Annotated in this window: 16 protein-coding genes; all 16 read right to left on the bottom strand. The window is 39.5% G+C overall.

What is annotated here, in order from left to right:
• Positions 1-12 precede the first annotated feature (12 nt).
• Positions 13-597 (bottom strand): Maf family protein, encoded by a 585-nt coding sequence (locus ABXH06_RS04135; RefSeq protein WP_353517382.1) that lies wholly within the window; start codon positions 595-597, stop codon positions 13-15.
• A gap of 1 nt (position 598) precedes the next feature.
• A complete protein-coding gene (gene mreD, locus ABXH06_RS04130) occupies positions 599-1,078 on the bottom strand; it encodes a rod shape-determining protein MreD (protein ID WP_311579265.1) in 480 nt (159 codons plus the stop codon).
• Positions 1,065-1,952 carry a rod shape-determining protein MreC gene (mreC, locus tag ABXH06_RS04125; protein ID WP_311579262.1) on the bottom strand — a complete coding sequence of 296 codons (888 nt, stop codon included), beginning with the start codon at positions 1,950-1,952 and terminating at the stop codon, positions 1,065-1,067. Before mreC ends, mreD begins: the two co-directional genes overlap by 14 nt.
• A 175-nt stretch (positions 1,953-2,127) precedes the next feature.
• Entirely contained in the window at positions 2,128-3,171 is a 1,044-nt protein-coding gene (locus ABXH06_RS04120; protein ID WP_311579259.1) for a rod shape-determining protein, read from the bottom strand.
• A 178-nt stretch (positions 3,172-3,349) separates the two neighbouring features.
• The gene (locus ABXH06_RS04115) at positions 3,350-8,152 is read right to left on the bottom strand and encodes a LamG-like jellyroll fold domain-containing protein (RefSeq protein ID WP_311579256.1); all 4,803 of its coding nucleotides are present in this window, start codon (positions 8,150-8,152) and stop codon (positions 3,350-3,352) included.
• Positions 8,153-8,330: 178 nt separating this feature from the next.
• The gene (locus ABXH06_RS04110; protein ID WP_311579253.1) at positions 8,331-8,942 is read right to left on the bottom strand and encodes a PEP-CTERM sorting domain-containing protein; all 612 of its coding nucleotides are present in this window, start codon (positions 8,940-8,942) and stop codon (positions 8,331-8,333) included.
• 165 nt (positions 8,943-9,107) lie between these two features.
• Positions 9,108-9,521, bottom strand: coding sequence for a hypothetical protein (locus ABXH06_RS04105; protein WP_311579250.1), 414 nt, complete (start codon positions 9,519-9,521; stop codon positions 9,108-9,110).
• 61 nt (positions 9,522-9,582) lie between these two features.
• Positions 9,583-10,368: a PilW family protein gene (locus ABXH06_RS04100; RefSeq protein WP_311579247.1), complete on the bottom strand. Its 786-nt coding sequence runs from the start codon at positions 10,366-10,368 to the stop codon at positions 9,583-9,585.
• Positions 10,368-10,937, bottom strand: coding sequence for a type IV pilus modification PilV family protein (locus tag ABXH06_RS04095; RefSeq protein WP_311579245.1), 570 nt, complete (start codon positions 10,935-10,937; stop codon positions 10,368-10,370). Before ABXH06_RS04095 ends, ABXH06_RS04100 begins: the two co-directional genes overlap by 1 nt.
• Positions 10,927-11,445: a prepilin-type N-terminal cleavage/methylation domain-containing protein gene (locus ABXH06_RS04090; protein ID WP_311579241.1), complete on the bottom strand. Its 519-nt coding sequence runs from the start codon at positions 11,443-11,445 to the stop codon at positions 10,927-10,929. The genes ABXH06_RS04095 and ABXH06_RS04090 overlap by 11 nt, the downstream gene beginning before the upstream one ends.
• A gap of 14 nt (positions 11,446-11,459) precedes the next feature.
• The gene (locus ABXH06_RS04085; protein ID WP_311579238.1) at positions 11,460-11,942 is read right to left on the bottom strand and encodes a type II secretion system protein; all 483 of its coding nucleotides are present in this window, start codon (positions 11,940-11,942) and stop codon (positions 11,460-11,462) included.
• An 82-nt stretch (positions 11,943-12,024) separates the two neighbouring features.
• A complete protein-coding gene (locus tag ABXH06_RS04080; RefSeq protein WP_311579235.1) occupies positions 12,025-12,537 on the bottom strand; it encodes a type II secretion system protein in 513 nt (170 codons plus the stop codon).
• Positions 12,538-12,570: 33 nt separating this feature from the next.
• Positions 12,571-13,182, bottom strand: a complete 612-nt coding sequence (locus ABXH06_RS04075; protein WP_311579232.1) for a type II secretion system protein — start codon at positions 13,180-13,182, stop codon at positions 12,571-12,573.
• Positions 13,183-13,330: 148 nt separating this feature from the next.
• A complete protein-coding gene (locus ABXH06_RS04070) occupies positions 13,331-13,843 on the bottom strand; it encodes a hypothetical protein (RefSeq protein ID WP_311579229.1) in 513 nt (170 codons plus the stop codon).
• The gene (locus tag ABXH06_RS04065) at positions 13,843-15,084 is read right to left on the bottom strand and encodes a type II secretion system F family protein (protein WP_311579226.1); all 1,242 of its coding nucleotides are present in this window, start codon (positions 15,082-15,084) and stop codon (positions 13,843-13,845) included. Before ABXH06_RS04065 ends, ABXH06_RS04070 begins: the two co-directional genes overlap by 1 nt.
• Before the next feature lie 4 nt (positions 15,085-15,088).
• On the bottom strand, positions 15,089-16,804 hold the full coding sequence (locus ABXH06_RS04060; protein ID WP_353517381.1) for a GspE/PulE family protein: 1,716 nt from the start codon (positions 16,802-16,804) through the stop codon (positions 15,089-15,091).
• Position 16,805 lies beyond the last annotated feature (1 nt).

Raw genomic sequence — 16,805 nt, 5'->3', positions numbered from 1 at the left:
CAAAACTGTACGTTAACTACTATGGACAGGCGTTGGACAAGAAAATTCAGCTAATAATTGAGCTGTTTCATATAAGGGTAGACCTACAACGGCAGAATAACTGCCACTAATGTGTTTCACAAATTGTCCGGCGATACCCTGAATACCATAAGATCCTGCTTTATCTTGCGGCTCACCTGTGTGCCAATAGTTGATGATTTCTTGTGTGGTTAACGTTTTAAACGTAACATCAGTACAAACTACCACAGCTTTACTGAACTGTCCCTGAACAACAGCAATTGCCGTTAACACTTGATGGGTATTTCCTGACAACCTAGTTAAATGATCAGTCGCTTGCGCTAGGTTTTCAGGTTTTCCCAAAATACAATTTTGATAAACAACGCAAGTATCAGATCCTAAAACCAACGTAGTCTCCGCCTGTTCTTTTGCGATACACGCAGACTTTTCCAACGCTAGACGTTCTACATATTCTCTTGGAGATTCATGTAATTGTACCGTTTCATCAATATCAGCAGGACAGCAAGTAAACTGGTAGCCTAATTGCGCTAATAACTCACGACGACGGGGAGATTGAGATGCTAAAATGAGTTTTTTCATATTACTTAATTTGAAAATGACGACGAACTTTACGCAACAATAAAAATACCCATGGCCATAAAACAATAGAGGTAAAGACCGGATATAAATAACTAGGAAGAAAAACGACATCGGTTAAAAAACGTTGAAACCAAAAAACCAATAAATGATACAGAGCAGAGATCACTCCTACAATTAAGGCTTGTTGCCAAACTGAAAAGTTTCGAATTTTTTGAAAATTACCCGCAACAATATACACAGACAAAGCCATAGCAGCTGCATGAAGCCCAAGTACTGAGCCTAATAATACATCTAATAAAAACCCCATTACCCAAGCAGTAATAACGTTGACTCGAGTTGGTAAAGCTAAACACCAATAAAGCAAAACAACCAGCACCCAGTCAGGTCGAAAGGCATCCACACTTAACGGCATAGGCATAATGCTCGCCATCAAGGCAACTAATAAGGTGAAAATAATGATAATGCCATTATGTGCCAACATCGTCACCCTCACTTATTGCTGCTAAATCATCTTTGGAGGAGAAAATATTCGTCGGTTTTTCAGGCCATAATAACAATAAATAACGCAATCGGTTTATCTGCGCGACCGGCTCACTTTGCACTTGCGCAAACGGGCGAGTTTCATCTTGTCTGACGGCTGAAACGCGCGCTACTGGATATCCCTCAGGATATTTACCGCCTAATCCAGAGGTTACTAATAAATCGCCCACTTTAACATCGGTACTATGAGGCACAAAATTATGGGTTAATAAATCTATGGTTCCTGTCCCGCTGGCCACTAGTCGAATACCGTTTCGACTAATACGAACCGGCACGGCATGCGTAACATCGGTAATCAATAAAACACGACTCGAAATAGTGCCTACGTGCAATACTTGGCCAACAATCCCTTGGTCATCTATCACAGCTTGACCTTCAAAAACGCCTTGGTTAGCGCCACGATTTATCACAACTTGATGAGAATATGGATCACTATCCACAGATAAAATTTCTGCCACCATCTTTTTTGCATCAGCCCTAACTGGTGATGCGAGCAATGAACGCAAACGATCATTTTCTTTTTTAAGCATATTCAGTTGCATTAATTGCTCTTGATAGCGCAATTCGTTGGTTTTAAATTCTTGATTTTCAGCAATGAGTTGACGGCGGGTAACAATATTTTCCACGCTCCAATCAATTAATTGCTTTGGTGTAGTGGCAAGGTATTGCAAAGGACTCACCATAGATTGAAGATAACCACGAACCGATTCGAAACTATTGACTTTATGATCAAAAAAAATCAACAAAGCAGAACAAAACAGCACCAGAACGAGTCGGTGCTGTGGGGATGGACCATGTTTAAAAATTGGATTCATAAATTAATGCTACAAGCCAATAGATTTTCCAAATAAACAAAATTATACATAATTTGCGCTATTTTATTCGACGATAATGGCTTTCAATTCAAGGAAAAAGCACGGAGTTGACGTTAGTCAATGAGTACTTTTGAAGTAGAAATGAAAGCCAATAGCAAAGAAGAAATCAGTGCATTTATTCGTAAGAGAAAAGATCGCCACCATGCATATCGATCATCTCTAATGCTTTACCGCCACCTCGTGCTACACATGTAAGCGGATCATCTGCAACCACCACAGGAATACCGGTTTCTTCCATCAATAATCGATCTAAATCTTTCAATAATGCGCCACCACCAGTTAACACCATGCCACGCTCTGAAATGTCTGAGGCTAATTCTGGCGGTGATTGCTCTAACGCCACCATAATTGCACTAACAATACCGGTTAAAGGCTCTTGCAAGGCTTCTAGTATTTCATTACTGTTCAATGTAAAGCTACGCGGCACACCTTCTGCTAGGTTACGACCACGCACTTCAATTTCGATTAATTCTTCACCTGGGTAAGCCGAGCCTATTTCATGCTTGATACGTTCAGCGGTCGCTTCACCAATTAAACTACCAAAGTTACGACGGACATAATTGATAATCGCATCATCGAACTTATCACCACCAATACGTACTGAAGAAGAATAGACCACACCGTTAAGTGAGATAATCCCCACTTCTGTTGTACCACCACCAATATCAACAACCATTGAACCTGTTGCTTCTGAAACAGGCATGCCAGCACCAATCGCCGCTGCCATAGGTTCGTCAATCAAATAAACTTCACGAGCCCCCGCTCCTAAGGCTGATTCACGAATCGCTCGACGTTCAACTTGCGTAGAACCACAAGGCACACATACCAAGACACGTGGACTTGGGCGTAAAAAGTTATTGCTATGCACTTGTTTAATAAAATACTGCAACATTTTTTCAGTGACGAAAAAGTTAGCAATAACCCCATCTTTCATCGGACGAATTGCTTCAATATTTCCCGGTGTACGGCCTAACATTTGTTTTGCTGCTGCACCGACTGCGGCAACACTTTTTGAGCCACCGGATCTGTCTTGACGAATGGCGACTACTGAAGGCTCATTTAAAACTATGCCCTGATCTTTAACATAAATAAGGGTATTTGCTGTTCCTAAATCAATTGATAAATCGTTAGAAAACATGCCACGTAATTTTTTAAACATATGATCTCTATGTCCTTGCTATCTCACTAGTGTCAATCTGCACTAGCGTAATGAAGTTATTTTTATAATTGCTGCTCATCATACCCCAGACTTCAGTCGATGTGATGCATGATTTTGCAAAAAACAGTAGTTTTTTTACTTTTTTTTCAGCAAATAGCTAAAAAAGGATAAATTCAGTTTAATTTCCCACTTCTCGCCAAGAAATAATGCGATCATTGCCGCGGAATAAACCAAACGTAATTGTACCAGTAGGGTTATCATCAAAGGTGCCATCTTGATTTTGCCAATCGTACTTTAACCATGTAGGCACTGCATATTCAAATGCTAGAGAGCCACGTGGATTAGTTACACCATTATCAGGAATCGTGAAGATAAATTGTTGATACTCCCCTTGAACAAATGGCGAAAGCGGAGCCGGTATAGTGACAGCAGTATCACTTGGAGTAATTGGTTCACCATCTGTTGTGTCTAATAATCGATATTGCCAATCAACCAATGGATCGTAGAAACTACCTGATGTTACTTTACCTGCGTATTGTGGAATAAGGCAGCTTTCATCGCTGTTGGTTTCAAAAGCGGTCCCATTCCATTGTTGTGCGGTCATCGCTACCGGTAAGTTTTCTGTTTCTGGACCATAGGCATTCTCAATGTTCCAACGACCAAAACGAACATTAACCGTATTTGACTGAGCAAGACTAAAACTAGGATTCACAAAATAATCTGTCGAACCATCAGAAGGTTTTAAGCTGATATTGTCGTTATCAATAATCGAAGTTATTGGAATCTCAAAAGATGCGTCAAAAGGTGCTACTTTACTCGCTGCATTTCGGGTGTATGTAAAATGGTGTTGGTCAGATAATTCATACTCTACTGAGCCTTTAGCAATTGCAGTATTGTCAATAGAATCGGTTATACTGCCATCCATAGAAACCACACCCGTCAAAGGCAATGTATTGGCATGAGTTGAACTAACAACACCGAATGTAACATCATCATTGGCTAATTTAACAAAAGCACCTCGATAATTTTCTGTCGGAAGATTCGCGGCATTATAGGCGGTAACCGTCAAAGTAGGTCGTAATAAATCATAACGAATACTTCCAATACCCGCGGTTGTTTGTCCGCTATATACCCAATCCTCGCTGTTACAACTTGTGTCATGATTAGCAATTAAGCTACCAGCGTGACCTACTTCTATCGTTTGCCTAAAGTGATGAGGAGTGAAGCGTCCAATATCAATATCTTGCGCTTCAACAACTAAGTTTTCTCCCCCATAATTAAAATCTTGCACATCGACATTAATCACGCCTACCTCGTTATATTGCGCATTAGCAAACGTTGAAATGCCATACGAGTTACTATAAAAATCTTCCAAGGTTGCATTGGAAAATCCTCCACTTGCAGTAGAACGAGATTGACCATTTGCATAACTAAATACGCCTTCAACACTTCCAGCAACATTCGGTAACACCCGCGTTACTTTTAATTGTAGCTGGCCATCACTCTGACGATAATTCTGAGTTATACCATCTTGGCTGTTATAAGCAGTCACGGTGAAAGCGAAGTTATCACCTGCTTTGTGAGTTGTCGTTGAGTTAGCAGTACAACCGCCGACTTCATCCTTACATGAAGTCGCATCAATTTGAAAATAGCTCGGCCTGACCCAAAACGATAGTGAACTTCCCTCTAAATTAATATTTGAATCACTATAACTGGCGTGTAATTGGATTTGACCCGCATCTAAATATCGAGGTGAAGGGATAGTTGCGATGCTATCACTACCAAAGTTTAAAGTGACACTCGTTGAGGGACTCGAACCTTTAACTATAGGAAGCCCATTAATTTCAAAATTATTCCCCGGATTAGTATTGTCAGGCGTGATGTTCTCCTGAGAAAAATCAACATCAACATTGCCAGTAAATATCCCTTCACATTCTCCAGTTGTTGTATTGGTTTTTACTGCTTTAATTTCTAACGTATTAAATGTATTCCCTGAAATCTGGTTATCAATCACATTAGCTGCATTGCCACCATTTAAGAAAACAAACTCCGCATCAGCAAACACTAAATTACAGCTGCCGGCACTGTTATCGTTACACACGGTTGCACTTTCAGGGGCTATAGTTGGATTCGCCAGTGAAAGCACTACGGTTTCTGGCGTGGTATACGCAATATTAGTGGTGGTTGAACCGGTAAATGTCAGGTTATTAGTGATCACTGAACTACCGGTAGCGACCACATCTAGCGTTACCGTATCACTACTTAAGACACAGGTACCGTCATATATATTAGTACAGGCTTTTACTGTAATCGTTTCAGGTTCACACGTTAGGCCGTTGCCATCATGAATGATTTGATAATGATTAACCGATGGCAACGGGCAAGGATGCGTTTCGGCATAAATATCAGCTATTTCTCCTGGTGATAATGCACCTTGATAAACTCTCACTTCATCCATGTTTCCGGTAAAGCGATTATTAGTCTCTCCTGAGTCTGTTTCACCACCGATTGTTGCAGGGCCGATATCAACGCCCCAATTCCCTGTATAGGTATTACGAGTACTGCCACCGGTGATCGTTTGCGCAACACCATTAATATAAATTTGTCGTGTTTTCGCAATACTATCGTGTACTGCTGTGACAAAGGTCCAAGTATTTGGCGAAATAGAACTAACTGTGTCAACACTAACAGGATTTACCCCTCGAGAATAAAACCTTAATTTACCATTACCAGGATCACCTAAACTAAATCCGAAACCATTACTGTTGTTTTCATCGTCAATAAAAATCCTAGAGCCAGAGTTCACATTACTTGGGTTAATCCACGCCGTAATCGTAAAACTTTCTTGCAAATTATCAAAACTGTTGTCTAATTCAATATAGTCATCAATTCCATCAAAAGTACCGTAAGCACAAGTTCCTGGGTTACCTGATATTGCAGGACTATCGTTAGCAGTAACAGGCCCATTAATAGCGGTCGCATTAACGTTTCCTGTTTGGTCAATAACTTCATTGGCATTCCCAGACCATGTAGACTCTTCCATTTGGTAATGTGCTAATAATGAAGTAACCGGACATGTTCTATTTGCGCCATCGTACCCAAAGCCACCTTGGTAATTATCGTAAATCTCGGTTATTTGAGCTTGATTAATTACACCATCAAAGATGACTAACTCGTCTAAAAAACCGTTCCATGATTGATTTGAATCGAAATTTCCACCAACGCTGTCTTGTTCTTGCCCAAGAACTAAACTATCAATATTAAGCGCTGAAGAAGAAAGAGCTCTACAGCCTTGCAAAGCTTTATCAATATATAAACAGTTTTGTGAGCCAGAACGAGTCCACACTAAATGATGCCAATTATTATCAGCGATTGAACTTATTGAGACACTGCCATTACTAGAATCTTTTAGAAATGGCGAAAACTTGGTATGTGAAGTAAACCACATAATTAAGTCATTAACACTTCCTGGACTTGCTCCCGACATTATACTTTGTGGCCCTGTTTTTTGTGTTTTTGCCCAAACAGAAATTGAAAAATTATTTTGACCGTTTAAGACAGAATTATCTAATGTAATATAATCAGAAATACCTGTTGATGATAAATCGGCAGCATTACATAGGAAACCATCATCAGGTTGTATATTTGAGGTTACGCCATGAAATTCACCTATACTGTCAAGTACTTCATTAGGGTATTCATAGTAACTCGTTTCATCAAATCGGTATTCAGCAATAGGGGTGGGCTCAGGAACTGGAGGACAAGTTCGTGCAGTGCCGTCATAACCTAAACCTGCATTTTGATTTGTATAAATTTGGCTTATCTCACTAGCGCTAATCGCACTATCAAAAACCAATAATTCATCAATTTTTCCTTCCCATCCTTGAGAAGAAGAAAAACCTCCGCCAATGCTGTCTTGTTCTTGCCCTAAAATTAAGCTTTGAATGTTCAGTGCAGAAGTAGTCAGCGTATTACAACCTTGCATGACGTTATCGCGATATAAGCAGTTTTGGTTTCCTGAGCGAGTCCACACTAAATGATGCCAATCATAATCCGCAATAGACGTTGTAGGTATGGAGCCATTATAACTACCTTTTAAATAAGGTCGGAAATTTGCGCTGTTAATAAACCAAAAAATTAACTCATTACTACTACCTGATCCTGCACCCGACAATATGCTCTGATTAGAAGTTTTTGCGGTTTGCGCCCATAATGAAACGGTAAAGTCTGTTTTACCATGTAAAATATTTTCATCGAGGATCAAATAATCTGAAGTGCCCGTTGCAGATAAATCAGCGGCATTACACACTTTTCCTTGTGATGGTTGAGTTGAAAGAGCACGGCCATGCATACCACTTATGCTATCGATGACTTCATTCGTTGAACCGTCGTAACTTGTTTCATCAAAACGATATTCTGTACTCGCCTGTACCGCCCCTTCACACATTCCATTAAAATCGGCATTTTTGATATAACTTTCATCATAATTAAAATTAGCCGAGCCACTAGCAGACCCCACCGAAGCTAACGCACCATTAAAAGTACCATTATTGACCGTTAATGACCCTTTTACGTAGATGATGGCGTTAATTAGCGTATTACTGCCACTAATTGATAAGCTACCATCAACAACAATAATTAAATCTTGCGGGTTGCCACTTTCATTTATCCGTACGTTTTGCCAAGAAACAGAGCCACGAAAAAACAAGCGTGCAGACGTTTCTCCCCCTGAAATTGGACCAACATAAATTTGGCCATTATTCCCAACTGTAGAACCTAAATAATAATTATCGCCACGAGTAAGCGTGGTGCCATCGGTTAGATATGCTCCAGAATTATTAGTCGGAAAATTACTTAATTGCTCGCTAGAAGTATTGGCTTGGTTATAGTAATCAGGGAAAACAGACAAACATTCAGAAGCATCAACAGATGCATGAAAGAAGATAATAAGAAAACAAAAAGTAAAATAACGTGCAAGCATTTAAAGCGGCCCAAGCGTCAAACATATTTATAACTATACGCTAAAGTTACTCTTAACCCTATATTTTCACAAGTAACGACTTGTATTTATGTAGATATTTCTATTTTTATGGTGACTAAAAAAGAAAAAGCCTTGCATCCTGCAAGGCTAAATTTCATGAAACTAGCTATAAAATTTATTATTTTATGAATCGGGCTCTTAACGACAAAGCAATTAACGCAAATGAAAAAATTAATAAAGTCGCCGGCTCTGGTACTTGAGTTGAAATTGCATCTGGGCGCTTAGAAGCTTCGCGAACATAAAACGTATCAGCGAAATCAAAACCAATTCCATTGAATGCACTACTAATAAATCCAGAAGCAAAATCAGAAGTTGTCACCGCATCAGGAGTGGCAATACTTGAAGATAATCCAGTGAAACCTGTATTCCAATATTTGACTGCTTCAATATATTCGCCAGTCTCTTCATTAAAAAAGGCTTCAACCCCTAAATCACGTAACAATTGTAATTGCCAATCTTGTGCTTCTTGCCAGTTTAACTGGAAGTCTGCCGTTAGTAAGCGATTATCATAAAGGTGATCACCATCACTATCCCAAAATTCAGTGTTAACAGGCGATGCCCATACGTAGTCCCAATCACCAATATTAATAAAATTAATATCGAGTAAATCAGACGTTAGCTTATCTTCAGTATAGTCACCTGAATAATCAACAAAAAGAATAGACGCATTTGACGCGTTTGAAACAAACAATGAAAGTGCAAATAAAACGCTAATAGCAAACTTAAACATTAAAAAACCTCGTATTAATGATTAGACAACTTTACAATTGCTCATAGTAATGCAACTAGTGAGCCAACATCAAAAACAGCATGAAATTCAATTACTTATAAAAACAACTTTTTTCCATAATAAACAAAGTGTAAAATGTTTTTACACTTTTTTGTTAAATAACAGTTACAAAGAACGTGCTTGCACCTCTAATGTTCTTGAAGTTATAACACCGGCAACTTCGCATTGCCCAGTGCTCGTTATAGTATAATACCGTGTACCTAATATCTCTCCTTCATCATTACAGCTGATAGGCGCATTAACCTGGCAATGTTCTAAACCAGCATGACTACTTATGTCAGGAGGGTTGTTTGACACGGCCGCGCAAGTTAATTGGTTAGTATTATCAAGTGGAAATAATTGCTGTAATTGCCACTGTAGGCCAATTTGTGCCGCATTATAAGCGCGTGTGCCTAACACTTCATAAACAATACTGTCTGAACTTGAGCGTATCATTTTCACTAATGCTGCACCTAACATTGAAATTATCACGATAACAAAGATTGCGATCACCAGTGAGCTACCACTTTGCTTGTGCAATTTAATAACCTTGCTTCGCTTGTTGAACGACTTATTGAGAGAATCTTTAGTATTAGATACATCAAGGAACATTCGGCACCTGTATTTCGTTATTAAACGTGACTTGTTCACCGCTCTCTTCGCCGTTCACACCAAAGAGTAATCGTATTTGAATAGTGGCGTTTCTTGTTTGGCTGGCTTCCGTTAGCTTAAATGCTGCGACATTATTAGCATTATAGTAATTTAGAATATCATCTGCCATTAATGAACTATTGCCATCGGAGGTTCGAATAAGTTGCGTACCAACCACACAATAACTGACTTCATTTCCATAGAAAAATATTCTTTGGGTTGGAGAGTCAGTGGCAAAAGTAACCGGTGAAGAGAAACTTAACTCCCACGGCGTCAGAGTCTTATCAATAGGTAAGTTAAACGCATGGAATTTAGTATTAGCGGAAGGGGTAAAATCTGACGCCATCAAAGGATAAACGATCACATGGTTAGCCAAAGCAATATCACTATCATCAAATGGTATTATAGTGATTGTATTGCTGTTTGCCTCTGGTGATACAGGTATGTCGTTATATATAGTACTAGCAATGGTTGGAAAAAATGACAAACAATTGCCGCTAGCATTATCAACTTTAGCGCTATTAGGTACTGCATGGCGAACTTCACGATTTAGACGCTCAATAGCAAATCGTGCCGATGACACCAATTGGTCACGAGCACTCGTTTCGGTAAAAATTCGACTACCAAACTGTAAAAAATTACTCATTCCAACGGCAAGTATACCGAGAATAACAATAACGGTAACTAATTCTACAAGTGTAAAGCCTGATTGCTTTTTAGCGATTGGTCGACTCATCAGAAATTTGCTCGATACGTGGAAAAAACAATATCAAAACCTGTTGGTGTTTTAACTGTTACGGTGATCAATTTAGCAATATTGGTTGTTGCATCACATTGGCCATTATAATCACCATCGTTACATACAGTCACATCGACGCTATAACCGATATATAAGGCATCAAGAGAATGATCATTCAATGAGTTTTCAATATCATTTCCATGGTTGATCTCATTATAATCATCAACGTCATCATAGGTCCCTCTGGTTTCACCTTCCGATCCCATAATAGTGCTACAAGCAGGGGCTGAAGTTTCACCACATCGAATGAGTCCACCCGTCTTATCTGAGTTCTCATCAAAGGCTTTTTGTTGGATCTCGTTGAGCATCGACTGGCCGAGTTCAGCCGCTTTAATTTGATGAAGTTGATCAGCACTTTGTTCTGTCATCGGATAAATTAACGTGATTAATACTGAAAAGGCTATCGATAAAACCACAATACCAATAACCGTTTCTATTAAAGTAAAACCTGAAACCAAGGAATTACGATAACTGCACATGTTAAAACGAGCCAAATTAGGACGCATGAATGTATCCTTCTGGTTCAATGGTAATGGTTAACGTTTCTTCACCTTCAATATAAATTTCACAAGGCGCAGCACAGTCAACAGGACGGCCCATTTGATCAAAAGAAAATACTCCAGTATCGCTATAAGTAAAAGTCACCGTATGATCAGCATCTACTTCAACACTTGTAGTTTCACCAGCTTGCGCATCTTGCCATAAGTTTGTATCACAGTTATTTGCCTTATCGGTATCGGTTTTAAGTAAACCAATTATTTTATTATCATTCGATATTTTTATTTGTCGGCAAATGGCCGTATCAACGGTTTGCTGCATTGCTCTAAGCTGAATATTACGCAATGTTGATATAACTTCGGTACGATATGCGTATGCTTCAAAACCATTAGTGGAAAACATTCTTGGTACTATCGTTGCCGATAAAATACCTAAAATAATGATAGTCACAAGTAATTCAATCAAGGTAAAACCAGATGATTTTATCTGCTTACTGGGAACGATTTTAGGTCTCATACAAGTACCTTGATTTAGTTACACTTGTTAACGCCAATGATAGGTTTAGTATTGGCACCTGTAGAACGAGTGTAATGAACTATGCAGGCATCACTCGTTGAAGTAGGTACGGGATCACCTGTTCGATAAACATACACTCTGGTTGAGTCGGTTGACTTTTGCATACTAAAGGCATCAGTGTCGTAATCTATTAATTTTTTCCACTCTGTATCTGTGCCTAATGGATAACCATAATGAGTATAAACAGTAACCCCGCCAGCAATAGTTATTGAAGGTAATGCCGGGAAAGAACTTGGCTCGTTATGAATGCCTTTAACTATCGCTTTACCGTAAACCAGAGCAGATGCACCTTCCATAGACGCTTTCACAGCCTGTAATGTGGCGGTGTGTGCATCGGCTTCTAAATTAATAAATTTCGGCGCGGCCGTTGCGGCAAGAATGCCTAGAATGACAATGACAACTATTAACTCGATTAGCGTAAAACCTTTACTTTTCATCTACAAATCACTTTAAAATACATTAAAAAAGGAGAGCAATGCTCTCCTTTGAAGATATCAAATTTTACCATAATGGCAAGAATTAACAGCCTGACGTAGTAATAGTAATATCAGGTCTAACACCAGAACCTGTAGAGTCTGGGTAAGAGATTTGGCAGTTTGCCGCGGTAGTTGCACTTCGATGTTGAATAAGAGCAGGTGTAGCATCGGTAACGACAAAATCACCAGAAGCTGAAGAGTCTATATCAATCAACCCTAAAATCCCAATTGCATTAGCTGCGGTATCACCAGCACCAGTTCCTAAATTCGCCGCACGAGGGTAGCCATTTGCTACAGCATAATAAAGACTATTGATTATAACCGTGTTGTTGCCTGTTGCTTTCCCTTGTACTAATGATTTGGCATGTACCATACTGACAGCACTTTCAATACTCCCTAACGCACCTTCCATAACTGATGCTTTCGCATCACCAGTTAAATCAATAAACTTAGGTGCTGCAGTTGCCGCTAAAATACCTAGAATCACAATAACTACCACTAATTCTATTAGCGTGAAGCCTTGGTTTTTTGTCTTTATATTCGATAAATTTTTCATTTAACTACCTTACTCTTGAATAGAATTTGTTGATTAATTATTAATAGTAATTGCTACTGTGCTTGAAGCTGGGTCGTAAGTAAAATTATTACCCTGAGCAGTTGTTGTAGGCGTAACAAATGAGCCACCCGACTTTGGTAAAGACTCTTTTAAGTAAAAGATACACGTGTTATTACCGTTACTCCCCGTACCTACTGATTGCACAACGAAATAGTCAATATTCGCACCGTTGTTCAGATCAGCCGCCGTGTCAGAAATTGACGGAGGTTGAGCCAGAATATTATTCCATACTTCAATACATCGAGTTGTGTTCATATTACCATTATTCGCGCCAGTAGTAGTTAATCCCATAGGGTAACCTGGTCGAAAAGCATTGGTATTGGTTGCTGGTGTTGTTAAATACAACGCTGAGCCATCATAATTAACAAAGTTTGTGTTAGTGTCTTGAGGACGACCTTCCGCTTCCCATTGAGCACGCGTTAACGAAACCGCAGTTGCAAACCCTCCAGCCATGCCTTCAATATTAGCTTGCTTAGCTTGGTCGGTAAGATCAAGAAACTTAGGAATTGCCGTGACCGCCAAAAAGCCTAGAATAACCACAACAATCACTAATTCTATAAGGGTAAAACCTGACTGTTTTTTCATATCAACCTCTAATATTCTTTTCTAACAATCTTATATAAATTGATTCTAACAACGTTTCACTAGCTAAGTCACTTAATTCGTTAATAAGTTTGCATTATTTCATTCACAATTGAGATTAATCAAAATAACACGTCATCAAAGCCAATGCTTAACTACGATTGTTAACACTTACTTTTCCATTTGCCAGATTATAATCAAAGCTTTCTCCAGTAGGTAAACTATACCGGCAAATAGTGACAAATTTATTGTTTATCGCTTTACTCTCAGTGCTGTGAGTTTGAATTTCAAGTACAGCAATGGGTTGGTTCATAAAAAACAAGTCTGTTGCCATTAACGCTACCCAAATTTTTTGACACTTTTCATTATCATCGTCAAAATCAAGCCAACCTTGTTGGTTCACCTTTAAGGTGACACCCGGTTTGCCGGTTTCCTTTAAATCAATTTCATCCGGCTGACCATCCATAAACCATTGCGCTCTAATCGCTAAAACACTGGCAGAAAAATTACGCGCTACCGCATCAAACCCTACCTCTGTTAATTGGCGTTCTTGTTTAAAAAAGTAATATAAAAAACTCGCCATTAATACCGCAATTAACGCGATAATAAGTACATTTTCACCGAGCGTTTTTTCACGATTATTTACCCCGGCATATTTGGTCATTATTTACCCTTAAATGCCGACATCATGTCCCACATAGGTGTAAATATACCTAAAGCTAAAATTAAGACCATTGACGCTACAATCGCGATCAAGATAGGTTCAATTTTTGCCGTTAAGGTGCCCAATTCATAATCAACTTCACGTTCGTAGTAATCACCGACTTCTTCAAGTAGTTCATCCACTCGTCCGGTTTCTTCACCTACTGCGATCATTTGCAACACTAACGGCGTGAATAATTTACTGCCAACGGCTGAGCGTAATAAACTATCACCACTTTCTATTCCGGTACGCATGGCAATAATTTTTTCACTCATATAGGTATTATCAACTGCATCAGAAACAAGCGTTAATCCGGATGTCATCGGAACCCCTGCTTTTAATACGATAGCAAAACTATGTGAGAAGCGAGAAAGTATTGAACGTTCAATGATAGAGCCTACAATGGGTAATCTTGTTTTTATTCTGTCCCATTGGTATAAGCCTTTTTCTGTTTTTAAATACGCCCTTAAACCAAAGAAAACACCTATACATACCACCAGTAAGTGTGGCCAATAATCTAAGAAAAAATTAGAACTTGAGATGAGAGCTTTCGTCGCCCATGGTAAGTCAGCCCCTAATTTTGAAAACATATTCGCAAATGTCGGTATAACAAAAATATTCAAAATAACAATCGCGATGGCTATCGCCCCTAAAACAAAAGACGGATAACGTAAGGCTGTTTTTATTCGTTTACGGGTATCTTGTTCGCGCTCAAAGTAACTGGCTAATTTACTAAACGCTTCATCAAGTTGGCCAGTATTTTCACCGACATGCACTAATGATACAAAAAGTGGGGAAAACAATTTTGGGTGTTGATGTAACGCGGAAGAAAGTTCATAACCACCTTCAAGTTGAGTTGCTATCTCAGCTAACGCCACTTTAAGTTTGGGGGAATTACTCGATTCTGCCATACCATTTATCGCACGCAAAATAGGGACGCCCGAACGCACTAACGCATACATTTGCCGACAAAAAACAATTAAGTCATCTAGTGATATCGCTGAAAACCCTAATAAATCACCTATATCTATCTGCCCGAGATCCCCGGAATTGTCGGTCAATTTTTTTGCTTGTTCGATAGATATCGGAATAATTTGCTGCCGTGACAATTGCTCGGCGGCGGCATTTGCGTTCGGCGCATCAATAGAGCCTTTGACTTGGGCTCCTTGGGAATTACGACCAATATAACTAAATGCTGCCATTCAACTACTCTTTCACATCAACTATTTCGACTAAACGAAGGACTTCTTCAACCGTTGTAATACCTTGGTTGGCATAATTAAAGGCCGCCACCGCTAACGGAGTAAAGGTTGGATTTGCTTTGGAGAGCTCGGTAAAGCTTTCGGCATCTTCACGTTTTAAAGCCGCCATCATCGGCTCATTCATTTCTAATAACTCAAAAACACCTATACGTCCTTTGTAACCCGTGTATTGGCAAGTTTGACAACCTTTGCCTTGTTTAAAGCTTGCACTATTGGCTGCGTCACCAGCGAGGTGGTTTAGCCACAATTTTTCTTGACTGCTAGGCTGGTAATCTTCCTGACATTTATCGCAAACTTTCCGCACAAGTCGTTGTGCTATTACCGCCCGTAACGAACTACCCACTAAAAAGCCAGCTGCTCCCATGTCCATTAACCGTAACGCACTCGTGATAGCATCATTGGTATGCAAAGTTGATAATACCAAGTGACCGGTTAATGCACCACGTAGGCCTATTTCTACGGTTTCATGATCACGCATCTCACCTACCATCAAAATATCAGGATCTTGACGCAACGCGGTTCTCAGTACCCCTGAAAATGTTAGGTTTATTTTGCTATTAACTTGCACCTGATTTACCCGAGGTAATCGATACTCAACCGGGTCTTCAACGGTAATAATTTTCTTACTGGATTGGTTTAACTCACTTAACGCACCATACAGTGTCGTTGTTTTACCACTACCAGTTGGCCCAGTTACGAGAATCATACCATGTGGACGAGAAATTTGATTTCTTACCCGCTTGACTAAATCTTCTGGCATACCGGTTTCATCTAAAGACAACAAACCTGCAGACTGATCGAGTAAACGCATTACCACTGACTCACCATGTTGAACAGGCATGGTTGACATACGCACGTCAATTGAATGACCTTTGATTTGCAAATTAAAACGGCCATCTTGAGGAAGACGTTTTTCAGAAATATCTAAACCTGCCATTAGTTTTAAACGCAATACCATGGCTGAAGCAATTTTATTTTCTTTTAAAACGTTTTCCTGTAATACCCCATCAATACGTTGACGAATACGTAATAAATGCTCGTCGGGTTCAATATGAATATCTGATGCGCGCATTTGCACGGCGTCTTCAAATACCGATTGCAGTAATTTCCCAACCGTTGCATCGCCCCCTTCATCAACAAAAGAGGTACTTAAATCAAAGTCGGTAGTTTGTTCGTATTCTTCTTCTAACTGACTGGCAAACGATTCAATATCAGCCGTTCGACGATATAAACCATCAAAAGCGTCATACAATTGCGACTCCATCACAACCGCAAGCTTTAATGCTTTAGGGGCTAACATTTGTTCTAATTGATCTAAGCCACTTAAATCAGCCGGATCACTCATCCCTAACAGGACGGAATCTCCTTGATCTTCTATAATAACAGCTCGCAAGCGACGGGCATGTACTTCAGGTAGAAGTTTTGCTACTGCGGGATCAATTCTTCGTTGACTAATATCTAAAAATGGGACGTCTAATTGCTGGGCTAAAAACTCGAGTAATTGGCGTTCGGCAATATGCCCTAATTCAATCAAGGTATCACCAAGTTTTCTACCTGTTGATTTTTGACTATTTAACGCTTGCATTAACTGTTCATTGGTAATGATATGTTCATGTACCAATAAATCACCCAACCGCATTTTTAATTTAGGTGCCGCCATT

This window comes from Thalassotalea sp. SU-HH00458 (genome assembly GCF_040362795.1).
In the GTDB taxonomy this organism is placed as follows: domain Bacteria; phylum Pseudomonadota; class Gammaproteobacteria; order Enterobacterales; family Alteromonadaceae; genus Thalassotalea_H; species Thalassotalea_H castellviae.
Note: the sequence above shows the minus strand (reverse complement) of the source record. Positions and strands in the feature narration are given on the sequence as shown.